General features: G+C 69.7%; 26 protein-coding genes and 1 pseudogene. 18 read left to right on the top strand and 9 right to left on the bottom strand.

All coding sequences use genetic code 11. The features are described 5' to 3' along the window. Nucleotides 1-30 precede the first annotated feature (30 nt). The gene (locus AB0M56_RS24610; protein WP_364179911.1) at nucleotides 31-612 is read right to left on the bottom strand and encodes a dihydrofolate reductase family protein; all 582 of its coding nucleotides are present in this window, start codon (nucleotides 610-612) and stop codon (nucleotides 31-33) included. Nucleotides 613-755: 143 nt separating this feature from the next. Between AB0M56_RS24610 and AB0M56_RS24605 the strand changes: the two genes are divergently transcribed. Continuing rightward, complete coding sequence (locus AB0M56_RS24605) at nucleotides 756-995, top strand: hypothetical protein (protein ID WP_364179909.1); 240 nt, start codon at nucleotides 756-758, stop codon at nucleotides 993-995. Here AB0M56_RS24605 and AB0M56_RS24600 read toward each other — a convergent pair. After that, nucleotides 910-1,773 (bottom strand): LysR family transcriptional regulator, encoded by an 864-nt coding sequence (locus tag AB0M56_RS24600; protein ID WP_364179907.1) that lies wholly within the window; start codon nucleotides 1,771-1,773, stop codon nucleotides 910-912. The two genes, AB0M56_RS24605 and AB0M56_RS24600, sit on opposite strands and share 86 nt — an antisense overlap. 509 nt (nucleotides 1,774-2,282) lie before the next feature. On the opposite strand from AB0M56_RS24600, the gene AB0M56_RS24595 reads away from it, so the two are divergent. From AB0M56_RS24595 to AB0M56_RS24580, 4 genes are all read left to right on the top strand, one after another. Next, nucleotides 2,283-2,411: a hypothetical protein gene (locus tag AB0M56_RS24595; RefSeq protein WP_364179905.1), complete on the top strand. Its 129-nt coding sequence runs from the start codon at nucleotides 2,283-2,285 to the stop codon at nucleotides 2,409-2,411. Between the two features lie 2 nt (nucleotides 2,412-2,413). Continuing rightward, complete coding sequence (locus AB0M56_RS24590; protein ID WP_364179903.1) at nucleotides 2,414-2,797, top strand: hypothetical protein; 384 nt, start codon at nucleotides 2,414-2,416, stop codon at nucleotides 2,795-2,797. After that, entirely contained in the window at nucleotides 2,794-3,084 is a 291-nt protein-coding gene (locus tag AB0M56_RS24585; RefSeq protein ID WP_364179901.1) for an SDR family oxidoreductase, read from the top strand. Before AB0M56_RS24590 ends, AB0M56_RS24585 begins: the two co-directional genes overlap by 4 nt. A gap of 283 nt (nucleotides 3,085-3,367) precedes the next feature. Beyond that, on the top strand, nucleotides 3,368-4,087 hold the full coding sequence (locus AB0M56_RS24580) for a hypothetical protein (protein WP_364179899.1): 720 nt from the start codon (nucleotides 3,368-3,370) through the stop codon (nucleotides 4,085-4,087). 55 nt (nucleotides 4,088-4,142) lie between these two features. Here AB0M56_RS24580 and rox read toward each other — a convergent pair whose 3' ends face one another. After that, the gene (gene rox, locus AB0M56_RS24575) at nucleotides 4,143-5,558 is read right to left on the bottom strand and encodes a rifampin monooxygenase (protein ID WP_364179897.1); all 1,416 of its coding nucleotides are present in this window, start codon (nucleotides 5,556-5,558) and stop codon (nucleotides 4,143-4,145) included. Nucleotides 5,559-5,745: 187 nt separating this feature from the next. After that, nucleotides 5,746-5,979, bottom strand: a complete 234-nt coding sequence (locus AB0M56_RS24570) for a hypothetical protein (RefSeq protein WP_364179895.1) — start codon at nucleotides 5,977-5,979, stop codon at nucleotides 5,746-5,748. Nucleotides 5,980-6,121: 142 nt separating this feature from the next. Between AB0M56_RS24570 and AB0M56_RS24565 the strand changes: the two are divergent. From AB0M56_RS24565 to AB0M56_RS24550, 4 genes and pseudogenes are all read left to right on the top strand, one after another. Then, nucleotides 6,122-6,245 (top strand): annotated as a pseudogene (locus AB0M56_RS24565) (DNA-binding response regulator); the annotation flags it as partial. Between the two features lie 119 nt (nucleotides 6,246-6,364). Continuing rightward, nucleotides 6,365-7,018 (top strand): alpha/beta hydrolase, encoded by a 654-nt coding sequence (locus AB0M56_RS24560; RefSeq protein ID WP_364179893.1) that lies wholly within the window; start codon nucleotides 6,365-6,367, stop codon nucleotides 7,016-7,018. Nucleotides 7,019-7,103: 85 nt separating this feature from the next. Further along, nucleotides 7,104-7,709 (top strand): dihydrofolate reductase family protein, encoded by a 606-nt coding sequence (locus AB0M56_RS24555; protein WP_364179891.1) that lies wholly within the window; start codon nucleotides 7,104-7,106, stop codon nucleotides 7,707-7,709. A gap of 78 nt (nucleotides 7,710-7,787) precedes the next feature. Then, nucleotides 7,788-8,921, top strand: a complete 1,134-nt coding sequence (locus AB0M56_RS24550) for a permease (protein WP_364179889.1) — start codon at nucleotides 7,788-7,790, stop codon at nucleotides 8,919-8,921. A gap of 180 nt (nucleotides 8,922-9,101) precedes the next feature. Here AB0M56_RS24550 and AB0M56_RS24545 read toward each other — a convergent pair whose 3' ends face one another. Further along, on the bottom strand, nucleotides 9,102-9,593 hold the full coding sequence (locus AB0M56_RS24545) for a MarR family transcriptional regulator (RefSeq protein WP_364179887.1): 492 nt from the start codon (nucleotides 9,591-9,593) through the stop codon (nucleotides 9,102-9,104). Nucleotides 9,594-9,720: 127 nt separating this feature from the next. On the opposite strand from AB0M56_RS24545, the gene AB0M56_RS24540 reads away from it, so the two are divergent. After that, nucleotides 9,721-10,164, top strand: a complete 444-nt coding sequence (locus AB0M56_RS24540; protein ID WP_364179885.1) for a nitroreductase/quinone reductase family protein — start codon at nucleotides 9,721-9,723, stop codon at nucleotides 10,162-10,164. Nucleotides 10,165-10,302: 138 nt separating this feature from the next. Here the strand turns inward: AB0M56_RS24540 and AB0M56_RS24535 are convergent, their stop codons facing one another. Beyond that, nucleotides 10,303-10,710, bottom strand: coding sequence for a VOC family protein (locus AB0M56_RS24535; protein ID WP_364179883.1), 408 nt, complete (start codon nucleotides 10,708-10,710; stop codon nucleotides 10,303-10,305). A gap of 101 nt (nucleotides 10,711-10,811) precedes the next feature. After that, nucleotides 10,812-11,147 carry a hypothetical protein gene (locus AB0M56_RS24530; protein ID WP_364179881.1) on the bottom strand — a complete coding sequence of 112 codons (336 nt, stop codon included), beginning with the start codon at nucleotides 11,145-11,147 and terminating at the stop codon, nucleotides 10,812-10,814. A 331-nt stretch (nucleotides 11,148-11,478) separates the two neighbouring features. On the opposite strand from AB0M56_RS24530, the gene AB0M56_RS24525 reads away from it, so the two are divergent. The 4 genes from AB0M56_RS24525 (at nucleotide 11,479) to ligA (ending at nucleotide 15,125) form a co-directional block, all read left to right on the top strand. After that, a complete protein-coding gene (locus tag AB0M56_RS24525; RefSeq protein ID WP_364179879.1) occupies nucleotides 11,479-11,970 on the top strand; it encodes a DUF4386 family protein in 492 nt (163 codons plus the stop codon). Beyond that, complete coding sequence (locus tag AB0M56_RS24520; RefSeq protein WP_364179877.1) at nucleotides 11,957-12,526, top strand: hypothetical protein; 570 nt, start codon at nucleotides 11,957-11,959, stop codon at nucleotides 12,524-12,526. Before AB0M56_RS24525 ends, AB0M56_RS24520 begins: the two co-directional genes overlap by 14 nt. Before the next feature lie 122 nt (nucleotides 12,527-12,648). Next, on the top strand, nucleotides 12,649-13,035 hold the full coding sequence (locus AB0M56_RS24515) for a hypothetical protein (RefSeq protein WP_364179875.1): 387 nt from the start codon (nucleotides 12,649-12,651) through the stop codon (nucleotides 13,033-13,035). A gap of 98 nt (nucleotides 13,036-13,133) precedes the next feature. Continuing rightward, complete coding sequence (gene ligA, locus AB0M56_RS24510) at nucleotides 13,134-15,125, top strand: NAD-dependent DNA ligase LigA (protein ID WP_364179873.1); 1,992 nt, start codon at nucleotides 13,134-13,136, stop codon at nucleotides 15,123-15,125. Here the strand turns inward: ligA and AB0M56_RS24505 are convergent. After that, complete coding sequence (locus tag AB0M56_RS24505) at nucleotides 15,122-16,093, bottom strand: hypothetical protein (protein WP_364179872.1); 972 nt, start codon at nucleotides 16,091-16,093, stop codon at nucleotides 15,122-15,124. The two genes, ligA and AB0M56_RS24505, sit on opposite strands and share 4 nt — an antisense overlap. A gap of 463 nt (nucleotides 16,094-16,556) precedes the next feature. On the opposite strand from AB0M56_RS24505, the gene AB0M56_RS24500 reads away from it, so the two are divergent. Continuing rightward, the gene (locus tag AB0M56_RS24500) at nucleotides 16,557-16,940 is read left to right on the top strand and encodes a hypothetical protein (protein WP_364179870.1); all 384 of its coding nucleotides are present in this window, start codon (nucleotides 16,557-16,559) and stop codon (nucleotides 16,938-16,940) included. Between the two features lie 33 nt (nucleotides 16,941-16,973). Here AB0M56_RS24500 and AB0M56_RS24495 read toward each other — a convergent pair whose 3' ends face one another. Continuing rightward, nucleotides 16,974-18,227 carry a LuxR C-terminal-related transcriptional regulator gene (locus AB0M56_RS24495; protein WP_364179868.1) on the bottom strand — a complete coding sequence of 418 codons (1,254 nt, stop codon included), beginning with the start codon at nucleotides 18,225-18,227 and terminating at the stop codon, nucleotides 16,974-16,976. A gap of 152 nt (nucleotides 18,228-18,379) precedes the next feature. Here AB0M56_RS24495 and AB0M56_RS24490 point away from each other — a divergent pair, with 152 nt between their 5' ends. The 3 genes from AB0M56_RS24490 to AB0M56_RS24480 all read left to right on the top strand — a co-directional run bounded on the left by AB0M56_RS24490 (nucleotide 18,380) and on the right by AB0M56_RS24480 (nucleotide 22,509). Further along, a complete protein-coding gene (locus AB0M56_RS24490; RefSeq protein ID WP_364179866.1) occupies nucleotides 18,380-19,465 on the top strand; it encodes an S-(hydroxymethyl)mycothiol dehydrogenase in 1,086 nt (361 codons plus the stop codon). Continuing rightward, the gene (locus AB0M56_RS24485) at nucleotides 19,462-20,094 is read left to right on the top strand and encodes an MBL fold metallo-hydrolase (protein WP_364179864.1); all 633 of its coding nucleotides are present in this window, start codon (nucleotides 19,462-19,464) and stop codon (nucleotides 20,092-20,094) included. Before AB0M56_RS24490 ends, AB0M56_RS24485 begins: the two co-directional genes overlap by 4 nt. 114 nt (nucleotides 20,095-20,208) lie before the next feature. Continuing rightward, nucleotides 20,209-22,509, top strand: coding sequence for a LuxR C-terminal-related transcriptional regulator (locus AB0M56_RS24480; RefSeq protein ID WP_364179863.1), 2,301 nt, complete (start codon nucleotides 20,209-20,211; stop codon nucleotides 22,507-22,509). The last annotated feature ends 144 nt before the right edge of the window (nucleotides 22,510-22,653 follow it).

The following is a 22,653-nucleotide window of genomic DNA, read 5'->3' as shown; positions in this document are numbered from 1 at the left end:
TTCCGTGAAACCGCAGCGGGCCGCCTCCGTTCACCGGGGGCGGCCCGCCACGGCATACCGCAAGTGCGTGACGTCCCGATCGGTCAACTGCCGAACCTGCCGCAGCTCGACGCGCGTGTCGTCGAACAGCCGGCGTCCGCCGCCCAGCAACACCGGGACGAGGTGGATCTCCAGCTCGTCCAGCAAATCCGCGCGCAGCAACGCCTGCGCCGCACCGGCGCCGTGCACCAGCACCGCGCGCCCACCCGCGGCGGCTCGCGCCTCGGCCACGCACTCGCCGACGTCGGTGAAGAACCGCGCACTGCCGGGCGGCCGGTCGTCCGGATCGACGTGATGCGTCAGGACGTTGATCGCCACGCCGTCGTGGTGGTCGCCCTGCCACCGCCCGGCCAGCTCGAACGTCCGCCGCCCCGAGATCACCGCGCCGGTCGCCATGGCCTCGCGGTAGATCTGGCCGCTGGGACCGTCCCCGTGGCGGTCGTCCAGCCAGTTGAAAAGCCTCCCGCCGCCCTCGCCGAGCTCCTGCCCGGCCCGATCGTCGGGCCCGGTGACGAACCCGTCGAGCGACATCGACATGTAGAGCCTGATGGGACCGTTCGTGTCGTGCGCCATGTGTTTCCTCCTCGTATCGGTCACAAGTACGTCGAACAGCGTTCCCCGAAATCGACACGGCCCTGATTCAGCTCCTGTGTAGTTGAATCCCAGCAAAATTCTGCGTTGGACTCGCTGATCCGGGCAAGCGAATACTCGACGGCATGGACACCGAGACCATGGACCTCGTCCGCCTGCTGCGGCGCTTCGGCGTGCGCGCGCTGGCGTTGGCGGCGGTCGCGGCGCTCGTGGGCTACACGACGGTGGCCATGGCGCTCGCGCTCGTGGGGTTCGGGCTGCTGTTCGCGCGCCCCAAGGTCAGGAAAGCAGGTGTGCCAGAAGGGCCCGCGCGGCCGGGTTCGTCGGAGCCCGGCCCCGGCCAGCCAGGTGGATCTCGCGGCTGAACGTGGGCTGCTCGATCCGTGCGAACGGCAGGCCGGACCGCTCGGCCACCGGCTCCGGCACGATGCTGACGCCCAGCCCGGCGGCGATGAGCTCCACCAGCAGCGGCATGTGCGTGGCCTCGCAGACGCGGTTCTGCCGCAGCCCCGCGTCGGCGAATCGGCGCGCGACCATGGCTTGGATCCCGCTGCCACTGAAGTCCAGGAATGGCTCGTCGTCGAGCTCCGCGAGGCGGACGCGGCGTCGCCGGCCCAGCCGGTGGCCGGGGTGGCACAGCAGCACCAGGTGCTGGCTCCACTGCGCGAAACTGCTCAGCTCGTCGGTCAACGGCTCCTCGCCCGCGAGGAACGACAGGTCCAGCTCACCGCTGGCGACCGCCGCCGCCAGATCGGGCACCAAACCCTCGCGCACGTGTATGCGCACGCCCGGGTACCGCGTGCGGAACACGCCGAGCTTTGCCGGCAGGTCCACGACCGTCAGCGTCTGGATGGTCCCGATCGACACGCGCCCGCTCTCGAGCCCCGCGACGGCCGCCACCTCGCCGCGCGCGGCCACCACGTCGGCGACGATCCGGTGCGCCGCCGGCACGAGTGCGCGCCCGGCCTCGGTCAGCTCGACCCGCCGGGTGGTCCGCTCGAACAGCGCCGTGCCCAGCTCACCTTCGAGCTTGCGGATCGACGCGCTCAGCGCCGACTGCACCACGTGCACCTCCTGTGCAGCGGCGGTGAAACTCCCGCACCGCACCACCGCGAGGAAGTGCTCGACCTGCCTCAGCTCCATTCAGCGATTCTAGTGCTCAATCCCCGAGCAACGATCACCATGTATCGGTCCGGCAGAGGAATAGATCCCGGGCCCTCGCCACTCCGTCAATACCGGGTTTCAGGCATCTGCCCAGGTGGTCCCTCGCCGGCGACAGGGAGACGGGATGGCGCGGCCCAGCAGGGGAGTGATCAGACGGAGAAGGACGGTGCTCGCGCTGAGCGTCGCCCTGGCCCTGACGTTGGTGGCGCTGCTGGTCTTCGACGAGGCTCCCGCCCAGGAAGGCGGCGGCGCGAGCCCGCCCAACGCGGCAGCGCGGCAAGCGGCACGCACTACAACGGTCATTTCTGCACGGCGCCGAACCCAGCGTCGGGCACTGGACGAAGGCCGCGTGGAGCGCCGAGCTGGCGCAGTTCTTCCAGTTCGTCGACCAAGCGCGAGCCCGACGCGGCCTGAACGTCGACCCGGCCGCGATCCGCGGCGGCCGCACGCCGTGTCTCGGAGGCGACTGGAAACAGGCCCTGCCCGCGATGCGTGAAGCCGGGCTGCGCTACGACTCCAGCCAGTCGTTCGAGGGCGTGCGCTGGCCCGAACAGCTCGACGGTATCTGGGAGTTCTGGATGCCGTACGTGAAAGTACCCGCCCTGAACAAAAAGTGATCATGGTGGACTACAACCTGTGGTTCCAGTACAACCACGCCCGCGACGACGCCACGCGCACCGCCGAGTTCCGCGCGGACACGGTGGCGACCTACCGCGGCGCGTACCAGGCCGCGTTCACCAGGAACCGCGCGCCGCTGGTCGTGGCCAACCACTTCAACGACCGGGCCTGCGGCGCGTTCGCGGAGGCGACCAGACTTCATGGGCGAGGTCTGCACGAAGCCGGAAACGGTCTGCGCCCCCTACAGCGAAGTGATCCAGTGGCTGGAACTGCAGGACCCGGCCGTGCTCGGGCAGTTGCGGAAAGCCCCGCCCACGCAACCCTGAGGGTACCCACGTCGGGGTGTGGTTCGTCCGTCGCCGGGGTTGCCACGGTGGAGCCATGACGATCACTTCGGCGACTACGCGGCCACCAAAGGCGGCCATCGAGGCGTACGCGCGGTCGTGGACCCGCGAGTTCGGCCCGCGTGGTGTCACCGTCAACACCGTGCAGCTCGGCGCGATCGACACGGACCTGCTCATCTTCGACACGGTCGAGTTCGCCAAGTCCGTGCCGGTGGGCCGCGTGGGCACGCCGGAGGACGTCGCCGCCGCCGTGGCCTACCTCGCCGGTCCCGAAGCCGGCTACGTCTCCGGCGCGACCCTGCGCCTCGACGGCGGCGTGCACGCTTGATCTTTCGGTGCACACGTGTGTGCTGCGGAGTTGGACGGTAACCTTGGTCGACAGTCGGGTCAACATCACTGCACACGGTTGTGTTCTCAAACTCGAACACCTTGGTGGGCAACGCGTTCACCCGGTTGGCTCCAGTTGTATTGCTTTTCGTTGACGATCGTCGCGAGGTAGACATATGGTGTCCGGCACCAGGAAGGCCCGGGTGGCACGAAGTTCCGTGCCGCGGTCAGCGACACCACCACCTTTCACCTCGCTCCGGCGGCCACACCGACAGGGACGGCTCATGACGGCTTCGACGACGATTCCACAGACGCTCACCGTGATGGAAGCGTGCTTCACGCTCAATCCCGGGGTAGACGATCAATTCTGGGCAGCACAGGACAAGTTCGGCCCGGTGGCGGCGGCGTCGCCGGGGTTCCGCGCGGTGATCGGCGGGCCGATCGCCAACTCGCCGTGGCTGTACTTCTGCGGCAAGTGGTCGACGCCGGCGGCGATGGACGACTGGTACCACGACCGCGCGCACACGGCGGTGCAGAACAAGGCCCACAAGACGTGGTTCAAGTCGGTGTACCTGCGCAAGTGGCGTCTTCCCGCGGAAGGCGAGGAGATCCGGGGCCGCGTGTTCTCCGAGATCGCCCTCGCGCGCCAGACCCCGCTGTCGGAAACCGAAACCGCGCAGGTGCTGTCGGAGCTGACCGAAAGCCTGCCCGGGTTCGGCGTGCGGCCGTTCGAAACCGTGGCCGGCGAGTTCGAGGCGCAGCCGTTCCAGCTCGTCGGGCCGCTGCAGGAGTTCCCCGAGCTCGCGCCCGTGCGCTACCTCCTGCTCACGCACTGGGACTCACCCGCGGACCTTGACGCCTGGCTCGCGTCCCCCGGAGTCGCCGCGCTCAAGGAACTCGGCGAGTTCGAAGCGCAGCGCTACCTGCCGATCTTCCACGCTCCGGGCGAACGCGAGGGCCTCACCTCGGACGGCTTCCAGCGCGGCTGGGGCAGCGAGGCTTGACCGCACAGACGCGGCCGGCGGCCCGACGAGACCGCCGGCCGCGTCGAACCCGGCATCAGGCGCCGAACCACCGCGAAAGCCGGGTCGCCAGCCCCTGCTGGTCATCACCGAGCCACACCACGTGCCCGTCCGGCCGCAGCAGCACGGCGGGCGCGTCCAGCTCCTCGCTGACGTCCACGACGTGGTCCACGCGATCCGCCCAGCCCGCCACGGAAAGCGCGCCGGTCTGGTCGAGTAGCAGCCCGCGCCCGGCGTGCATCTGGGCGTAGAGCGGGCCGCGCTTCAGGTTCACGTTGCGCAGCCGTCGGCCGAGCAGGTCGGGGCCGTCGCCGAAGTCGTAGCGGATGCCGATCGCGGAGACCTTCTCGATCAGGAACCGCCGCACCTCTTCGAAGTCCATCAGCTCCGACACGAGCCGGCGCACGGCCTGCGGTCCCGGCTCCAGGGACATCAGCTCGGCCTGCGCGCGCGTGTTGTCGAGCACGGACGCGGCCACCGGATGCCGCTCGGTTTCGTAGGTGTCCAGGAGGTCGTCCGGTGCCCAGCCGTGCACCGCGGCCGCGAGCTTCCAGCCGAGGTTGAACGCGTCCTGGATGCCGAGGTTGAGCCCCTGCCCGCCCATCGGCGGGTGGATGTGCGCTGCGTCGCCGGCCAGCAGCACGCGGCCGGACCGGTAGCGCTCGGCCAGACGCGTGGCGTCGCCGAAGCGCGACAGCCACTGCGGCGAGTGCATGCCGAAATCGGTTCCGGCGGTCGCGCGCGTGGCGTCCCGAAGCTCCTCCAGCGTCGGCGGGCGCGTGCGATCCTCGGCCACCTCCAGGGCGGGCGTGACGAGCCGGTAGCCCCCGGTCTCCAGCGGGCCGGCCCCGAACCCGAGCTGGGTCTTGCGGACCTCCGTCATCACGGCGAGCACCTCGTCGGCGGGCGCCGTCAGCTCCACCTCGCCGAGCAGCCACTCCTGCCGCGACGGGTGGCCGGAGAACGCGATCCCGAGCAGCTTGCGCACGGTGCTGCGGCCGCCGTCGCAGCCGACGAGGTAGCGCGAACGCAGCTGCGAGCCGTCGGCCAGCTCCGCCGTCACACCTTCGTCGTCCTGGCTCAGCCCGACGACCTCGCACCCGTACCGCAGGTCGGTGCCGACCTCGAGCGCGTGCTCCCTCAGCAGCCGCTCGACGACGGTCTGCGGCAGGCCGAGGATGTGCGGGAACGCGGTGTCCAGGTTCGGCGGGATCGGCTTGGCGATGCCCGCGAATCCCCCGATCGGGTAGGTCGTGCCGAGCTCCAGGAACCGCTCCAGCAGCCCGCGCTGGTCCAGCACCTCCAGGCTGCGCGTGTGCAGGCCCAGCCCGCGCACGATCTTGCTCGGCCCGGCGTCGCGCTCCAGCACGACCACGTCCAGGCCCTGCAACCGCAGCTCGGATGCCAGCATCACGCCGGTCGGCCCGCCACCGGCGATGAGCACATCGATCACGAAAACTTCCCCCGCTTCACTTTCGACTCCGGGCCGGACACCCCGGGTTCCGGCCACGGTGGACGATTGTGCGCCGTCTCCAGGGTCTTGCCGCAAGCCCCGGGGTGCGGTATACGTTGGAAGTGGCAGGAGGAGTATTTCCTGCCTTTCTTTGTGTCCGCTTTTTCAGGTCCGCAGTGGACGGACGCTAGATCCAGTCGTGCTCACGCGCGTACCGGGCGGCTTCGTGCCGCGTCCGGGTCTGCGTCTTAAGGCGCTCGCCGCGTTGCTGCCGCTGGAAGGCGAGATCACCGTGCTTGCCGGGGCGGAGGACTGCGAGGGAGCCGTGCAGGCGACGCGCCTTGCGCAGCACGCCCGGGCGAGCGTGGCGCGTCAGCATCAGGATCACCCGGCCCGGCACCCGGCAGTGCGGCCGCGTCACCACTTGACCATGACGTTCCTGGCCCTCGGGACATGACGTGGCGTCACTGGTGGCACCGCCGGGCCTGGGGCATGCTGGGGAGAAAGCGCTGTTCGACGTCGGATGGAGGGCACCCGGTGAAGGGGAATTTGCGGGAGGCCCGATGACCACCGTGGTCCTCGCCGACGACGAAGCCCTGCCGCGCAGAGCACCGGCCCGACGTGCGCGTGATCGACCTCGAAATGCCCACTGTGGACGGTCTCGGCGCCGTCGCCGAAATCCGCCGCACGTTGCCGGGCCAGACCGCCCCGGCGACCACCGCCAGGATCAAGGATTTCCTCGGCACGTTGGCTTCCCCTCGGTTCAGTGGGCGGATCGTCGGCGCGGCTCCCAGCGGAACCGCCGCTTGGCCAGGGCGATCGCGACAATCACCCAGGCGAGCGCGAGCGGCACTTCGATGGCCGCGCACTGCAGCTCCGGCGAAGCCACTTCGGCCGGGCGCGCACCCCAGTCCACAGTAGACGGCGCGGCGGACGCGGGCGCCCCCAGCGAGGCCGACCTGCAGAGCCAGAAGAGCACCATGATCTCGGTGGTCTGCGGCGACAACGCGTGGCCGCGCTCGATCGACACCTACCAGCGCAACGTCGCGACGGACCGCGTCCAGCACCCGCTGTTCGGCGCCGCCGTGGCGAACGTCTGGCCGTGCGCCTCCTGGCCCACGGCGCCGCTCGAGAAGCCGGTGCGCTTCAGCGATCAGGGCCCGTCGAACCTGCTGCTGGTCAACAACACCCGCGACCCGGGCACACCGCTGTCCGGCGCGCTGGAGACCCGCCGCCTCTTCGGCGACCGAGCCCGGATGGTCACCGTCGACCAGGGCTGCCACGGCGTCTGGCTGCCGACGCTCAACGGCTGCGGCTACAACGCCGTGACCCGGTTCCTGGTGGACGGCACGCGCCCGGCAGCGGACGAGTTCTGTGGTGCGGAAGCGGCTTCGGCGCGCCAGGTGCCTCCCTCGCCGGCTGACGCTGTCTCGAAGGTGCAGGCGCGGCTGGCCGAGTAGCTTCGCCGGTGCCGCCACGGCGTTTTCGTGGCGGCACCGGCCTTGACCTGGGCAGAATGGGCGCCCCGGAGTAAAGGAGACCGACATGAGCAAGGTCATCACCGCCCACGCCGTCTCGGTCGACGGTTACCTCAGCGGCCACACGCCCGAAGGCCAGGCCGAGTTCGGCCGCGGCCTCGGCGACGCGGCCATGCTCTTCGACTGGTACTCCGACGGCGACACGCCGAGCACCACGTTCGACGGCTTCAGGCTGAGCGAACCGAGCGCCCGCTTCTTCGACGCGCTGGCCTCCCGCCTGGGCGCCGCCGTCGCCGGCCGGACGACCTACGAACACTCCAGCCACTTCAGCGGCGGCAGCCCCCACCCGACGGCGCCCCTGGTCGTCGTCAGCCACCACGACGTGCCCGAGATCAGCGAGGCGCAGACGCTGGTGACCACCGGTATCGCGGACGCCATCGCCGCCGCGCGGGAGATCGCCGGCAGCAAGGACGTCGGCGTGATGGGCGGAGCAGTCGCCAGCTCGGCCCTCGCCGCGGGACTCGTCGACGAGGTCGTCCTCCACCAGGTGCCGATCCTCCTGGGCCGCGGCCGCCCGTTTTTCCACGAGCTCCCGGCGCACGTGAACTTGCGGTTGATCGAGGCCGTTCCGGCGCCGGGCGTGACCCACCTCCACTACGAGGTCGTCCGCTGAAGTCACTCGCCTGGCCCGGATCCCTCGTGCGGGTTAGAGTCTCCGGCGGAATACCCCCACGCCGTATCCGGAGGTCAGGTGGCAGCGATCGGGCACGCGCTGGGGTTGGCGGGGTCGATGGCCTGGGAGATCCTCTGGGCGCTGATCCTCGGGTTCGTGCTGTCCGCCGTGGTGCAGGCGGTGGTGCGCAAGTCCACGATCGTGCGGCTGATGGGCGACGACCGGCCGCGCACGCTGGCGGTGTCTTCGCTGCTGGGCGCGGCTTCGTCGTCGTGTTCCTACGCGGCCGTGGCGCTGGCGCGGTCCCTGTTTCGGAAGGGCGCGGGTTTCACCGCGGCGATGGCGTTCGAGATCGGGTCCACGAACCTGGTGGTGGAGCTCGGCGTCATCATGGCGTTGCTGCTGGGCTGGCAGTTCACCGTCGCGGAGTTCATCGGCGGTCCGATCATGATCGTGCTGGTGGCCATACTGTTCCGGCTGTTCGTACGGCAACGGCTGACCCGCGCGGCGCGTTCGCAAGCCGACAAGGGCGTAGCCGGCTCCATGGAAGGCCACGCCGCGATGGACATGTCCGTGGCGGGTGAGGGATCGTTGCTGCACCGCTTGGCTTCCGGCGCGGGGTTCACCGCCGTGGCACACGTGTTCGTGATGGAGTGGGCCGCGATCCTGCGCGACCTGGTCATCGGCCTGCTCATCGCCGGTGCCGTCGGCGCCTGGGTCCCCGACTCCTTCTGGCGCGCGTTCTTCTTCGTCGACGACCCGTTCGTCTCGGCGCTGTGGGGTCCGCTCGTCGGCCCGCTGGTAGCGATCCTGTCGTTCGTCTGCTCGATCGGCAACGTTCCCCTGGCCGCCGTCCTCTGGAACGGCGGCATCAGCTTCGGCGGCGTGCTGTCATTCGTCTTCGCCGACCTGCTGATCCTCCCGATCCTCAACATCTACCGGAAGTACTACGGCCTCCGCATGGCGCTGGTCCTGCTCGGCACCTTCTACGCGGCCATGGTCGTGGCCGGCTACGCCATCGAGCTCCTCTTCGGCGTCACCGGCCTCACCCCCACCCAGCGCACGGCTACTGTCCCGCAGGACGGCATCTCGTGGAACTACACGACGTGGCTGAACATCGCCTTCCTGCTGCTCGCGGGTCTGCTCGTCGTCCGCTTCGTCCGGACCGGCGGCCGCTCGATGCTGCGGATGATGGGCGGCGCCCCGGCTTGAGCCGGGTGTGGCGCAGGACACGGTGCCGTTTCGATCTTCCGGCCCGCGGGTAGCTGATCTCTCGGTGCCTGGGGGGACCGGAAGACCACGCGCAAGGAGGGAGTGCCGGCGGAACGCGATTCCGCCGGCACTTTCGTTTGCGGGGTCAGACCTGGCCGGCGCCCTCCCGCATCGCCGGCGTCAGCCTTGCGCCAGTTCCTCCGCTGAATCCTCCCCGGCCGTCGACGTCCGGCGGAGAAAGTCGGCGATCACTTCGAGCTCGGCGTCGGTGTAGCGGTCGCAGAGGTCGTCCATGCGGGTGTTCATGCCGGAGAAGACCTGGAACAGCTCGGCGTTGCGTTCGCGTACTCCGCGCAGCGTCACGGCGCGGCGGTCGGCCGACTCGGGGTCGCGCTCGCGGACGATCCAGCCGCCCTTCTGAAGGCGGTCCAGGATGCCGGTCAGCGTCGCGGGGTGCAGCCCGGCGCGGCGCGCCAGCTCGGTCGGCGACAGCGGGCCGTGGCGATTGATGAAGTCGAGGCAGGTCCAGTCGACGTCACGCAGCTCCACCCGGCCGCCGAAGCGCCGGTTGAGCAGCGACAGCTGGATGTTCAGGTCGCGGACGGCGTCCTTGACCGACGTCGTCAGCTGCCGTCGCCGCCGCGCCGTGGCCCGGTCGGGGGCTGGACTCATGCCGCCGTCCCCTTCGTGGTTCGTATGGAATCCATAGGGTATCGCGGCCGAAGCCGCTCCGGCGCCTCGGTGATATACGCGTTCGATATTATATCGTTTCCGTAGAACTTGGAGTACGATCGGCGGCATGAGTACAGACAGCTACCGCCGGATGACCAACGCCATCAACAAGATCATCGTCGGACTGCAGCGTGGGGGGATCGCGTTCGGGCCGATGCAGTTGCTCACCGTGAAGGGCAGGCGCACCGGGCAGCCGCGCACGTTCCCCATCGCCGTCAACGAACTCAGCGGCGGCCGCTACATCTTCCAGGCCTTCCCGAAAGCGGCGTGGGTCGCCAACGCGCGCGCCGCGGACACCGTGACGCTCACGAGAGGCCGAAAAGCCCTGACGGCGCGGCTGGTCGAGGTCCTGGTGGAGGACCGGCGTCCCCTTCTGCGTCAACTGGTCGCCACAAGTCCCGCGAGCGTCGGCAAACGCTTCGCGACCACCGGGCTGGCCGGGGCTGCTTCACCGGACGCGGTGGCCGAGGCGGCCGACCGGATCGCGGTGTTCCGCGTCGAACCCGCCTGATCTTTCCTTTGTGCCGGGGGTGATCGAGCCGGGTGGGTTGTCTGAAAAGGACAGACCGCCCGGCTCGCTCACGCGTCGATGACAGCCGCCGGGCCATGAAGGTTGCGTCGCCGGCTTCGCTGGGTAGGTGAGGGGCGCCTACCGTGACACAGCAACGAACTTCGCGACGGCCTCCTCGCTGACCGGCGTGAAAATGTTGACGAGATTCCCGTCAGGATCGCGGAACAACAAGGCGCGATTTCCCCACGGCATCGTCGTCGGCGGGGTCACCACTTCCTCCAGCCACTCACTCAACTCGGCGTACCGCGCGTCCACATCGTCCACGATGAACTCGATGATCACCGACCGGTTCACACCCGCCTCCGCCGACCCGGCCCCGAACAGTCCGACCGTGCGCGTACTCCCGATCGCCAACGTGCACGACGGAAATCCCACCTCGGCGAAATCGGGCGTGCTCCACCTCGCCGCGTGTCCGCTGACCCGCTCATAGAACGCGACGAGCCGCCCGACGTTGCCGGTGATGATCCGTAGAGACGCGAAGTTCACTGGGTTCCTTCCCACTGCTGCTTTCAGACCTGGCCGACTGCTTCCAGACCTCGCCGACGCTAGAACCGATCGCGGACAGCTGCGGTCCTCGTTCGTGAACGTCAGCCAGGAATGAGGAACAACACGTCGACCGCGACGACAGCGGGCGGCACCGCTCCGAGCGCGACACAGGGGAGGCCCGCCAGCCAGATCGCCCGGGTGCGCGCCCGGCGGGATGCCCAGATCGCCGCTGTCCCGGCCAGGATCGTCCACGCTGCCGCGAGGCCGAACATCGTGAACGTTCCCCCGGAATCGGCGAAGTCACGATTGCTGCGCGTCAATGCCATCAGGAACACAAGCCCGGCTGCGGCGGCGAATCCCAGCGCGACGAGCAATCCGCCCAGAACCGTGATCACGATCTTCGCGACTGGCTCACTCCGGACGTTGTCTTCGCGCACGACCGAAACCTTACGGCGGCCGCCGTGAAAACTCCGGCTTTGTGGCGGTGACCGGCACCGAGCGCGCACCACCTCCCGCGCACGGATGCCGCCTCGGTCCTGCAATTCCGCCACAGCCACGAGGTGCCACACGGTTGTTCTCGCGCGCGTCGGCCGTCTCCGCGAGTGACCTCGACCGAGGACTCTGCCACGTACCGTGATCCGGCAGCGTCCACATCGTGCCCAGAGGGGGCCGGCATGGCACTCACCACCTCTTGTACGCGCAGCGTGCGCGGGGACGACCACCCGCCTCGGACAGACGACCGGCGGCCTCTTCCTGGTCCCCATCCTCTTGCTCCCGGCCGCGCTCGGCCGCCGGAACGACCCGCTGCTGCGCGCGGCGACGTACGTGGGCGCGACGTCGGTGGTGCTGTCGCTCATCGGGTTCCTGCGGTGGGTCTTCGTGGTCGCGCCGCTCGCCGCCTCGTATGTCACCGGCGACGCCACCACCCAAACCGCTGTGAACGCCGCGTGGACGGCGCAGCACCAGTTCGGCGGGCCGTTGCCGGGGGAGCACTTCGGGCAGCTGCTGGTGATCGTGTGGTCGGTCGTGCTCTGCGCGATCGTGCTGCGCACGGGCGTGCTGCCGCGGTGGATCGGGGTGTCCGGGCTGTTCGTCAGCGCGCTTTACCTGCTGAACCAAGGCGACATCCTCGCCACGGCCGTGCCCGGCTTCCCGGTCTGGGACCTGGCAGGGCTGCTCGGCAGCGTGGCCTCGCTGTGGGTCGCCGCGCTCGGGGTGACGGTGCTGCTGAGCAAAGGAGACGCCGATGATGCCGCGTAACTCGTTCCTCGCGACGTGGGTGCTCTGGACGGTCGGATTCCTCGCCTTCCCCCTCGGCGGCGTGGCGGGCGGCGCCGTCGTCGGCCGGGTGGACAGCCCCTTGGCCGCGCTTTTCGGCGGCGCGGTGACCGGACTGGTCGTCGGCACCGGCCAGGCGCTCGTCAGCCGCCGTCGGCTCGACCCGCTGCGCTGGATCCCCGCCACCACCGTCGGCATGGGCGCGGGCCTGTTCATCGGCGCGGCCGCTGTCGACTACGGGACTTCACCGGCCGACCTCGCGATCATGGGCGCCTTCACCGGCGTGCTGCTGGGCGCCGCGCAGCTGGTCGCCCTGCCCCGCGCCGCGCGCCAGCGCTGGGCCTGGGCCGTCGCGATGCCCGTGTTGTGGTGCCTGGGCTGGGTGATCACCACATCGGCCGGCATCAAGGTGGACGAGCAGTTCACGATCTTCGGCTCGGCGGGGGCCGTGACGGTCTCGGCTCTGTCCGGGCTGCTGCTGCACTGGCTTCTGCCGTACCGGCCGGCGGTTCCGGTGCCGCGGAAGAAGGTGAGATGAGGGTCCACAATGTACTCACCGGCCGGGACGGATCCCGCCACGGCATTGTTTCGGGCCGCAAGAACACGTTGTCACCATAAAACTGTCGATCGCCGAGTCGGTCCCTGGAACGATGTCAAGGGATGGATATTGTCGAGAACAAGCCCGGGCCGGGCGACGACCACGATGCCCTGCGCTTGGCGAAAGCCTGGTTCCTGCACGTCGAGAAGCTCGACAGCGATCGCGCGCTGCCGCCGACCGACCACACTGTGTGGACCGAACACGACCTGGCCGCCGCACTGTTCATGCGCGACTTCGTGGAGGACGCGCTCGCGGGCCTCGAGCCCGAGCTCGCTGATCGGGTCCGTCCGGGCGTCACGGCGGCCGACGACCTGTTCCGGTCCTTCACCGTCGAAGACCCCGGCGACCGGATGGCGAAGGTCGCGCACATCGACCTCGCCGGGCGGGGATGGTGGTGGTTTCGCGTGCCCGCCTCGGGTCTGATCGCGCAGGACCTGGCCGGGTACTGACGCGGACGCGGCGGCCCCCTCGCCGGCGAAAAAATCACCCTGCCCGTGACCAGCCACAGCGCCACTTCTGTCGGTGTGCCCCGGTAGCGTCCTCAGCCGTGGATGCTCGGAAGCGGATTCAGGAACTCGCCGATCAGATCGTGGTGCTGCGCGACGCGTACTACCGGGGCTCGCCGGTGGTGGCGGACGCGGAGTACGACGTGGTCGAGGACGAGTTGCGGGGGTTGATCGAGGCCAACCCGGCGCTGGCGCCCGACCCGAACCCGCTGGAGCAGGTGGGCGCGCCGGCGGTGTTGCACGCGCCGATCCGGCATTCGCGGCCCATGTTGTCGTTGGAGAAGGCGACGAAGCCCGAGCAGGTGGCGGCGTTCTTCGACCGCTTCCCCGGGCAGCCTGTGGTGGTGATGCCGAAGCTGGACGGACTGTCGCTGGCACTCGTCTACGAGCAGGGCCGCCTGGCCCGCGCCGTCACCCGTGGAGACGGGACGACCGGCGACGACGTGACCGTCCTCGTCCGCGCCCTGACCGACGGTGTGCCCGACAAAGTCGACGCTCCCGGCCGGGTCGAGGTACGCGGGGAGGCGGTGATGCTGCGCTCCACGTTCGCGGCCTACAACACCGCCCACCCCGACAAACCGCTGATCAACCCACGCAACGCCGCCGCCGGCACCCTGCGTGCGAAGGACCCGGCGACGGTCGCGGAGCGGCGCCTGCGGTTCTTCGCCTTCGACCTGGACACCGACCCCGACAGTGCCGACACCGACCTCGCCCGCGCCCTCCAGACGCTCGGTTTCACCGCCGCCGACATGCGCCGCTGTGCCGACGCCGAGGCCGCGCAGGCGGTGATCACCAAGATCGAGCAGCAGCGCAACGACCTCGACTACGACCTCGATGGAGCCGTCCTGCGTCTGGCCGATCGGGACGCGTACGCGGCCGCCGGCACGCGTTCCAGCTCACCGCGGGGCGCGCTGGCGTTCAAGTTCGCCGCCGAGGAGAAGACCACGGTGCTGTCCGATGTGGTCTGGGACGTCGGCAAGACGGGCAAGATCGCGCCGGTCGCGTGGCTCGAGCCGGTGTTCGTGGGCGGCACGACCGTCACCCGCGCGACCCTGGCCAACCAGGAGGTCATCCGCGCCCGCGGCATCAAGATCGGCGACACGGTGCTGGTGCGCCGCGCGGGCGACGTGATCCCGTTCGTCGCCGGCGTGCTCGACGCGTCGAAGCGCACGGGCGCGGAGCGGGACATCGTTCCGCCCACCCGGTGCCCGTCGTGCGAGCAGCCGCTGACCGAGCAGGGCAACAGCCGGGAACTGTTCTGCACCAACGTCGCCTGCCCCGCCCAGACCGTGCGGCGGTTGATCCACTGGGCTTCGCGCGCGGCCGCGGACATCGACGCCATCGGCGGGGTGTGGATCGAACGACTGGCCGAGATGGGCATCCTGGAACACCCCTCCGACTTCTACCGGCTGACCAAGGAACGGCTCCTGGAGTTCGACCGCATCGGCGAGGTCTCGGCCACGCGCATGATCGAGTCGATCGACGCCAGCCGCCGGGTCGGTCTGCGGCGGGCGTTGATCGGGCTCGCGATCCCGATGGCGTCGGAAGGCACCGCGGCCCGGCTGTGCCGCGCGGGCTTCGGCTCGCTGGAGGCGGTCGCCGAGGCCGGTGAAGAAGGGCTCGTGGCGGTCGAAGACATCGGGCCGAAGGTCGCCGCTTCCCTGATCGAGCACCTCACGCGGCTGCGGCCCGAGCTCGAGCGGCTGCGCGAGCGCGGCGTTTCGCTGGACGTCCTGGAGGAAGACCTCCCACCGGTCGTGGCTGCGGGCGCGCCGCTGGCCGACAAGACGGTCGTGATCACCGGCGGCATCAGCGACCCGCGGTCGGGCGAGAAAGTCCCCCGCCCGACCTTCCAACGGCTGTGCGAACAGGCCGGCGCGACCACCGCGTCGTCGGTCTCGGCGAGTACCGACTTCCTCATCACCGGCGCCGACGTCGGGGCCGGCAAGCTCAACAAGGCTGAGAAACTCGGTGTCGAGGTCGTGGACCAGGGCGTGATCTGGCAACAGCTGATCGAAGCCGGCGTCGTCTAGCCGGGGGTGCTGTGGCAGTTGTCCAGGGTGGGCATCGGCTTGCTCGGGTCGAACCGGCCGGGCTCGGGGGACACGGACGTGGCGGCGTAGTCGCGGTCGCTGAACGCGGGCGTGAGCTTCTCGTCATTCGTGCACGCCACGCTGTCGTAGTACGAGCTGGTCTTGTCCACCGTCAGTCCGCGGCTCGACGCCTGCCACTGGGATCCGCTGCGCACCGCGTAGTCGGCGTCGACGCGGACGAAGGGCACCTGGTCGGCCGGGCCGTCGACCTGGCGGTCGCCGGGGTCGAACGCGTAGGCCACGACGTAGGACGTGTGGATCAGCAGCTCCCCGGTCCGGCCCGGCTTCACCGTCATCGCCCCGGTCATCCTCGGCGAGACGGGCAGCAGGTGATAACCGTCCGCGAGGTAGATCAGGTAACCCTGCGGGTCTGCCTGGATGTCCGGCCTCTCCGCCGGCGCGATCAGCGCGACGTACTTGGCCGGGTTGTGGCGATCCAACGTGTCCGGGTCGAGCCCCGCGACGGTGATCGCCTGCTTCACCTGGTCCTCGGCCTGCCCGACCTGCTTCGCCGAGAACGAGCCGACCTTCGTCGCCGCCGGGATGGTCAGCCCCGCGATCCCCTCGGCCCAGTTCTGCGCCGGCGTGTCCTCGAACGGCCGCGTCAGATCGACGTACCCGTCCTCCGGCAGCTCGGTCGGCGCGGCCTCCGTCGTCGCCACCACGGCCGACGCCGGCGCGCCGACGTCCGCATCGGTGCTCTGCTCGGCCGTCGACTTCCCCCACAAGTACAACCCGAACCCGGCCCCCACCACGGCGACCACCACGACCGCCGCGGTCACCAGCCACTTGCGCCACTTGCCCCGTCTCCGGTTGCGCCGCAGATCGACCCACGCCTCCTTCTCGGCGTGCCGCCGCCAGTCCGGGTCCATCAGGTCCGGATGGTTCTCGATGTCGTAATCGTCCACTCTGTACCACCCAACCTCGTTGACCCCGCCGCAAAACATCGGCGGTCGAGGCCGGCCGTTACGGCCTGAGGTGCACGAGACGGCAACGTTTCGGACACGCTTCACCGGGCGCGAAAATGGCCACTGTGGACACTCAATGGGCGACTCGCTGTCCCGGCCGAAGGGCCGTCGAGGACGTTGCCTGCTGTCCGACGCCTGAGCTGCTAGCTTCCGGGCATGGTGGACGACAGTGACGGAGCGGCTCTTCGGACGTTGGTGACCGATGCGGGCAGCGAGATCTTGTTGTTCGGCATTACGCCGCCCCGTCTGAGTACTGATCCCGAGCGGATCCGGGAGATCACCGCGGCGACGTTGGCGCGGTTGGGCTCCTTGGAGGTGGACGGTCTGGCGCTGTACGACATTGACGACGAGAGTGACCGTAACCCGGCGGAGCGGCCGTTTCCGTACCTGCCGAGTTTCGCAGGTGATCTACAGCTCCGACGCGGCGAAGAGCATGGTCTCCGACTACTTCTACGCTTGCCGCGAGCAGCACCTGGAACCGAAGCCCGTGGTGTTCACGCTCTCGGTGTGTGGCTCGGTGAAGACGCTGGCCTTCCTCAAGTGGCTCGGCGTCCACGTCCCGCGCTGGCTGGAAAACTCGCTGCGTCATGCCGATGACACGCTGGCCGAGTCCTACCAGCACTGCCTGGCGACCGCCCGTGACCTGATCGCCTTCTGCCGCAAACTCGGTCTGCCCTTCGGGTTCCTGGTGGAAAGCGTGTCCATCCGCAAGGCCGAGATCGAGGCATCGGTCGCCCTCGCCGACGAGCTGAGCCGACTGCTCGAACGGGGTGGGAAATCGTGGTGAGCCAACGCGGGCGAGGCGTTCCCTCGCACCCCGTCAGTCAGCAGTAGCGATTCCCGCCGCCAACGCCAAAGCAGCGGCCTCACCCCGCGAACTCACTTCCAGCTTCTTCAACACCCCCGCCACATGGAACTTCACCGTGCTCTCCGTGATACCGAGAGCCTCGGCGATCGCCTTGTTCCGCTGCCCCCGAGACACCAGGCGCAAGACTTCCAGCTCACGCCGGTTGAGCGTGGACAACAGGGCGTCGTCCGGCTGGTCCGAGGCGGGCTCGAACGGCACGGCGATGGCGACGCGGCTGCCCCATCCGGGGACGGCGTCGACCTCGACGGTGGCGCCCAGGGTTTTCGCGCGGCCGTCGAGTTGGCGGCGGAGGCCGGCGGCGTCGAGGTGGCCGGATTCGCGGTCGCGGATGTCGAGGTGGAGCGTGGTGGCGTCGGTGGACCAGGCGACCCTCAGGCGGGTCAGGTCGGGCTGGGTGGTGAAGGCCAGCACCGCCGTGCAGGTCATGGCGCGGGCCGCGTGGGCGATTTCGCCGGGCAGCGGGTGCGCGTCTTTCGGTGGGGTGACGAACTCCAGCTCCGCGTCGTGGTGGCGGAGCATCTGCCGGACTTCGCGGCGGAGCCTGGTGAACGCGCAGTGGGCCGGCTCTTCGGACAGGGCCAGGTCGGATGTCTGCGCCGAGCGCAGGGCCACCAGTGCGGCCGAAGCGGAGTCGGTCGCGGCGAGGCGGGCGGGGCGGTCGTCCAGGCGGGTGGAGCGCAGCGCCGTCAGGATCGTGACGAGCGCGGTTTCGTGGGCCGCGGCCATTTCGGCGATCGTGCGGGCCCGTTCGGTCGAGGCCGCGCGGGATTCGGCCAGATAGTCGGGGCTGGCCTGCTCGACCTGCTGGCGGATGGAGGTCGCGACGATCCCGAACAGCGCGCCCAGCAGCGCCGGCTGCGGGCACCGCGCCCGTGGCGACCGTGGGACGAGCGCGAGCAGGGTGCCGCCGGCGTCGAGAGCGGCCCAGACGGTCCGGTCGGCGCCGCCGAGGCCGGCGTGCGTGGTCAGCTGACTGTCGTGCGGCACGGTGGCTTTGAGCTGCTCGAGCTCGGCGATGGTGATCTTCTCGGTGATCGCCGCGGCACCGGCGACCTTGCGCGGACGCCCGGTGCACTCGAGGGTGAAGATGACGAGCGCCTGGTGCGGCCAGCGGTCGGCGAGGAACCGCGAGAACCGCGCGGCGATCTCACGCAGCGGGCCCTCGACGACCTCTCGCAGCTCGGTCAGCTCGATGTGGTCGGACACCGGGATCACGATAACGATCGCCGACCCTGGCTGGAAGACCAGGTTTCCCTCGACCAACGACCAGGTCGCACCCGCCCTCGCCCGTTCTAGGGTCGCGTCAGGCATGCGTTGCCACGCATGCCTCGGCTGGTGACCAACGGAGGTTTCAGGGAATGCCACAGCAGGTGCGCGGGGTGATCGCCCCGTCGAAGGGCGCGGCGGTCGAGCTGACCGACATCGTGGTCCCGGACCCCGGCCCCGGTGAAGTGGTCGTCGCGATCGCGGCGTGCGGCGTCTGTCACACCGACCTGACCTACCGCGAAGGTGGCATCAACGACGAGTTCCCGTTCCTGCTCGGCCACGAAGCCGCCGGCACGGTGGAAAGCGTCGGTGCCGGGGTGGAATCCGTGCGGCCGGGGGACTTCGTCGTCCTCAACTGGCGCGCGGTCTGCGGGCAGTGCCGGGCGTGCAAACGCGGCCGCCCCCAGTACTGCTTCAACACGTTCAACGCGACGCAGCGGATGACGCTGACCGACGGCACCGAGCTGACCCCGGCGCTGGGCATCGGCGCGTTCGCGGACAAGACCCTCGTGCACGCCGGGCAGTGCACGAAGGTGGACCCGACCGTGGATCCGGCGGTCGCCGGTCTGCTCGGCTGCGGTGTGATGGCCGGGCTCGGCGCCGCGGTCAACACCGGCGGCGTGGGCCGCGGTGACTCGGTGGCGGTCATCGGTTGCGGGGGAGTGGGTGACGCCGCGATCGCCGGCGCCCGCCTCGCCGGCGCGACGACGATCATCGCCGTCGACCGCGACGACCGGAAGCTCGCCTGGGCGCGCGACCTCGGCGCGACGCACACGGTCAACGCCTCGGACACCGACGCGGTCGCCGCCGTCCAGGAGCTCACCGGCGGCTTCGGCGCCGACGTCGTGATCGACGCGGTCGGGCGCCCCGAGACGTGGCAGCAGGCGTTCTACGCGCGCGACCTGGCCGGCACTGTGGTGCTCGTCGGCGTCCCGACCCCGGACATGCGGCTGGAGATGCCGCTGCTGGACTTCTTCGCCCGCGGTGGCTCGCTGAAGTCGTCCTGGTACGGCGATTGCCTGCCGGAGCGCGACTTCCCGATGCTGATCGACCTGCACCGCCAGGGCCGGCTGCCCCTGGACAAGTTCGTCACCGAGCGGATCTCCCTCGACGACGTCGAAAAGGCCTTCCACACCATGCACGCGGGCGAGGTGCTGCGGTCGGTGGTGATCCTGTGAGCGGCGAGTTCCGGATCGACCGCGTCGTCACGTCGGGCGTGTTCGAACTCGACGGTGGCACGTGGGACGTCGACAACAACGTCTGGCTCGTCGGTGACGACGACGAAGTGGTGGTCGTGGACGCCGCCCACGACGAGAAGGCGATCACCGAGGCAGTCGGCGACCGCAACGTCGTCGGCATCGTGTGCACCCACGGTCACAACGACCACGTCACCGTCGCCCCGCAGCTGGGGGAGCACCTCCACGCACCGGTCCTGCTGCACCCGGCCGACCGGGAGCTGTGGGAGCTGACCCATCCGGGGCGGCGGTTCTGGCGTGCCGAGGACGGCGAACGGATCGCAGTCGCGGGCACCGCACTGGAGTTCATCCACACGCCGGGGCACTCACCGGGCTCGATCTGCCTGCACCTGCCCGAGGCCGGCGTCCTGTTCACCGGTGACACGCTGTTCGCCGGCGGCCCGGGCGCGACCGGCCGCTCGTTCTCCGACTTCCCGACGATCATCTCGTCGATCCGGGACCGGTTGCTGGTCCTGCCGGAGGGGACCCGGGTCCACACCGGACACGGCGACGGCACGTCGGTCGGCGAAGAATCGCCGCACCTGGACGAGTGGATCGCCCGCGGCCACTGAGCGAGCCGAGCATCGCCGGCGCCGGTTGACCCCCATCGGGTTCGAACTCATCATGGGCAGAACCGTCGACCAGGCAGCGCGTGCCTGATCGTTCAGCCGACCCGTGGAGGTGCCGTGGCCAAGGCGAGAGCTCGCAGTGGCAACGTTCCCTTCACCGCCACCAGCTTCGTCGGCCGGCGTCAGCAGCGCAAGGAAATCCGCGAGCGGCTGTCGGCCGGGCGGCTCGTGAGCTTGATCGGACCGGGGGGAGTGGGCAAGACCCGGCTGGCGTTGCAGTTCGCCGACGAGATGAACCACCTTTTCGAGAACGGCGTGTACTTCGTCGAGCTGGCCTCCGTCTCGGACGGAGGCGACGTGCCGGCGGCCGTCATCCACGCGCTGGGGATCGCGGACCAGTCGAATCGCGACGCCACCGCGAAGCTGATCGACTATCTTCGCGATCGCGAGATCCTGCTCATCCTCGACAACTGCGAACACGTCCTCGCCGGGGCCGCCCTGGTGATCCACGAAGTGCTGCGGCACGCGCCCTCGGCCCGGATCCTGGTCACCACCCGCACGTCGCTGACCGTCACGGAGGAGCTGCTCTACCCGGTACCTCCGCTCACCGTTCCCGATGACGCGGAGCAGGTCAGCCTCGAGGCCCTGGCGCAGTTCGAGTCGATCCGGCTGCTCGAAGAACGTGCTGTGGCCGCGTCCCCCGGGTTCGCCCTCGGCGAGCACAACGCCGCCGCAGCAGCGCGGTTGTGCATTCAGCTGGAGGGAATTCCGCTGGCCATCGAGCTGGCGGTCGCCCGGATGCGCATCCTGTCGCTCGACCAGATCCTGGACCGGTTGTCGGACCGGTTCGGGCTGCTCACCATCGGCAGCCGATCGGCCGCGCCGCGCCAGCAGACCCTCCGGTCGCTCGTGGACTGGAGTTTCGACCTCTGCACGGAAGCGGAACGTCGGCTGTGGGCGCGCCTCTCCGTTTTCGCGGGCAGTTTCGACCTGACCGCGGCGGAAGGCGTGTGCGGCGACGACGGCGGCCCCACGCTCGATCTCTTGAGCTCCCTGGTGAACCAGTCCGTGCTGAACGTCGAGGACCAGGAATCGTCGAGGCGCTTCCGGATGTTGGAGACCATCCGGGCGTACGGCGCGGAGGTCCTCGAGCTCACGGACGGCTCGGCGCGCTTCCGCGTCCGGCACCGGCAGTACTTCCTCGACGTGGTCAAGGATCTGGAACGTTCGTGGAGCGGGCCCGCGCAAGCCGCTTCGGCCAAGTGGATGCGTGTCGAGCGCGAAAACCTCCGCGCCGCGTTCGAAGCCGCTGCCGCGGGCGGCGACTACCAGCTCGAGCTGGTTGCCGGGCTGCGTTACCGCTGGTACGCCGACGGGTACATTGCCGAAGGCCGCACCTGGGCCGACGAGGCGCTCGGCGCGCCGGAGGGCGAGCGAGCGCCCACGGCGGCTCGGGCGAAAGCGCTGTGGGTCGCCGCCAGGGTCAGCCTGCTCCAAGGCGACCAGGAGGCGGCAGCGCAGCGCCTCGACGAGTGCGAAGCGTTGGCGACGCGGCTCCACCTGGCGGACGCGGCGGCCCAGTGCCGCGGTCTGCGGGGACTCGCCGCACAGCTTCGCGGCGACCTCGCCGAGGCCGAGGGCCACTTCGAGGTCGCGCTGCCAGAGCTGGCCGAGGTCGACGAGACCCCGGAATGGCTCATGACGTCCTTCGAGTACGCCGTCACGCTTTCCCTCGCCGGTCGCAGCGACGATTCGTTGGCCGTCAGCACTGCGGCGCTGGCGGTGTGCCACCGGCGCAACGAACTCTGGGCGCGCTCCTACCTGAAATGGAGCCAAGGCCTCGACCACTGGCTGCGAGGCGACTGCACCGCGGCGCAGACGGCCGCGGTCGACGCGCTGCGCGATCACCGCGACTTCGATCCGTCCCTGGGCACCGCGTTGATGACCGAGCTCCTCGCCTGGATCGCGGGGTCGACCGGTCAGTGCGAGCGAGCGGCGCAGCTGCTCGGCGCGTCTCGAAGCCTTTGGCAGCGCACGGGAACGGAGCTGGTGGCGTTCGGGCCGAAACTCACCGGCTACCACTCCGCCTGTCTCGCCCAGCTCGAACAGACCATGCCGTCCCGGGCGCTGACCAACGCCATGCAGGCGGGCGCAAAGCGATCTCCGACGGGAATCATCGCCTACGCGTTGGCGGAACAGGTCGCCGAGTCGGCTCCCGAGGGCGAATCACCCGTGCTCACCAGCCGGCAACAGGAGATCGCGGCGTTGATCTCGAAAGGGCTGACCAGCCCGCAGATCGCGGCGGCTCTGGTGATCTCCGCGCGCACGGTGGAGAGCCACATCGACAACATCATGACGCGCCTCGGGTTCGGCTCACGCAGCCAGATCGCTTCCTGGTACATCGCCCAATCCCTCTGACGAACCGCTGAACCCACCACCCGAGCCAGGCCAGGTCCGCCACTGTGGACCTGGCCTGGCCCGTCTCGTCGGGAAATCCGTTGTGGCACTGGACTTAGCAGGTCAGAGCTGTGTCTTCGGCCGCGCTCGGTACGGACATCCGTA

The sequence above is a fragment of the Amycolatopsis sp. NPDC051372 genome (assembly GCF_040682095.1).
Classification (GTDB): domain Bacteria; phylum Actinomycetota; class Actinomycetes; order Mycobacteriales; family Pseudonocardiaceae; genus Amycolatopsis.
This window is presented reverse-complemented; position numbering and strand designations above follow the sequence as displayed.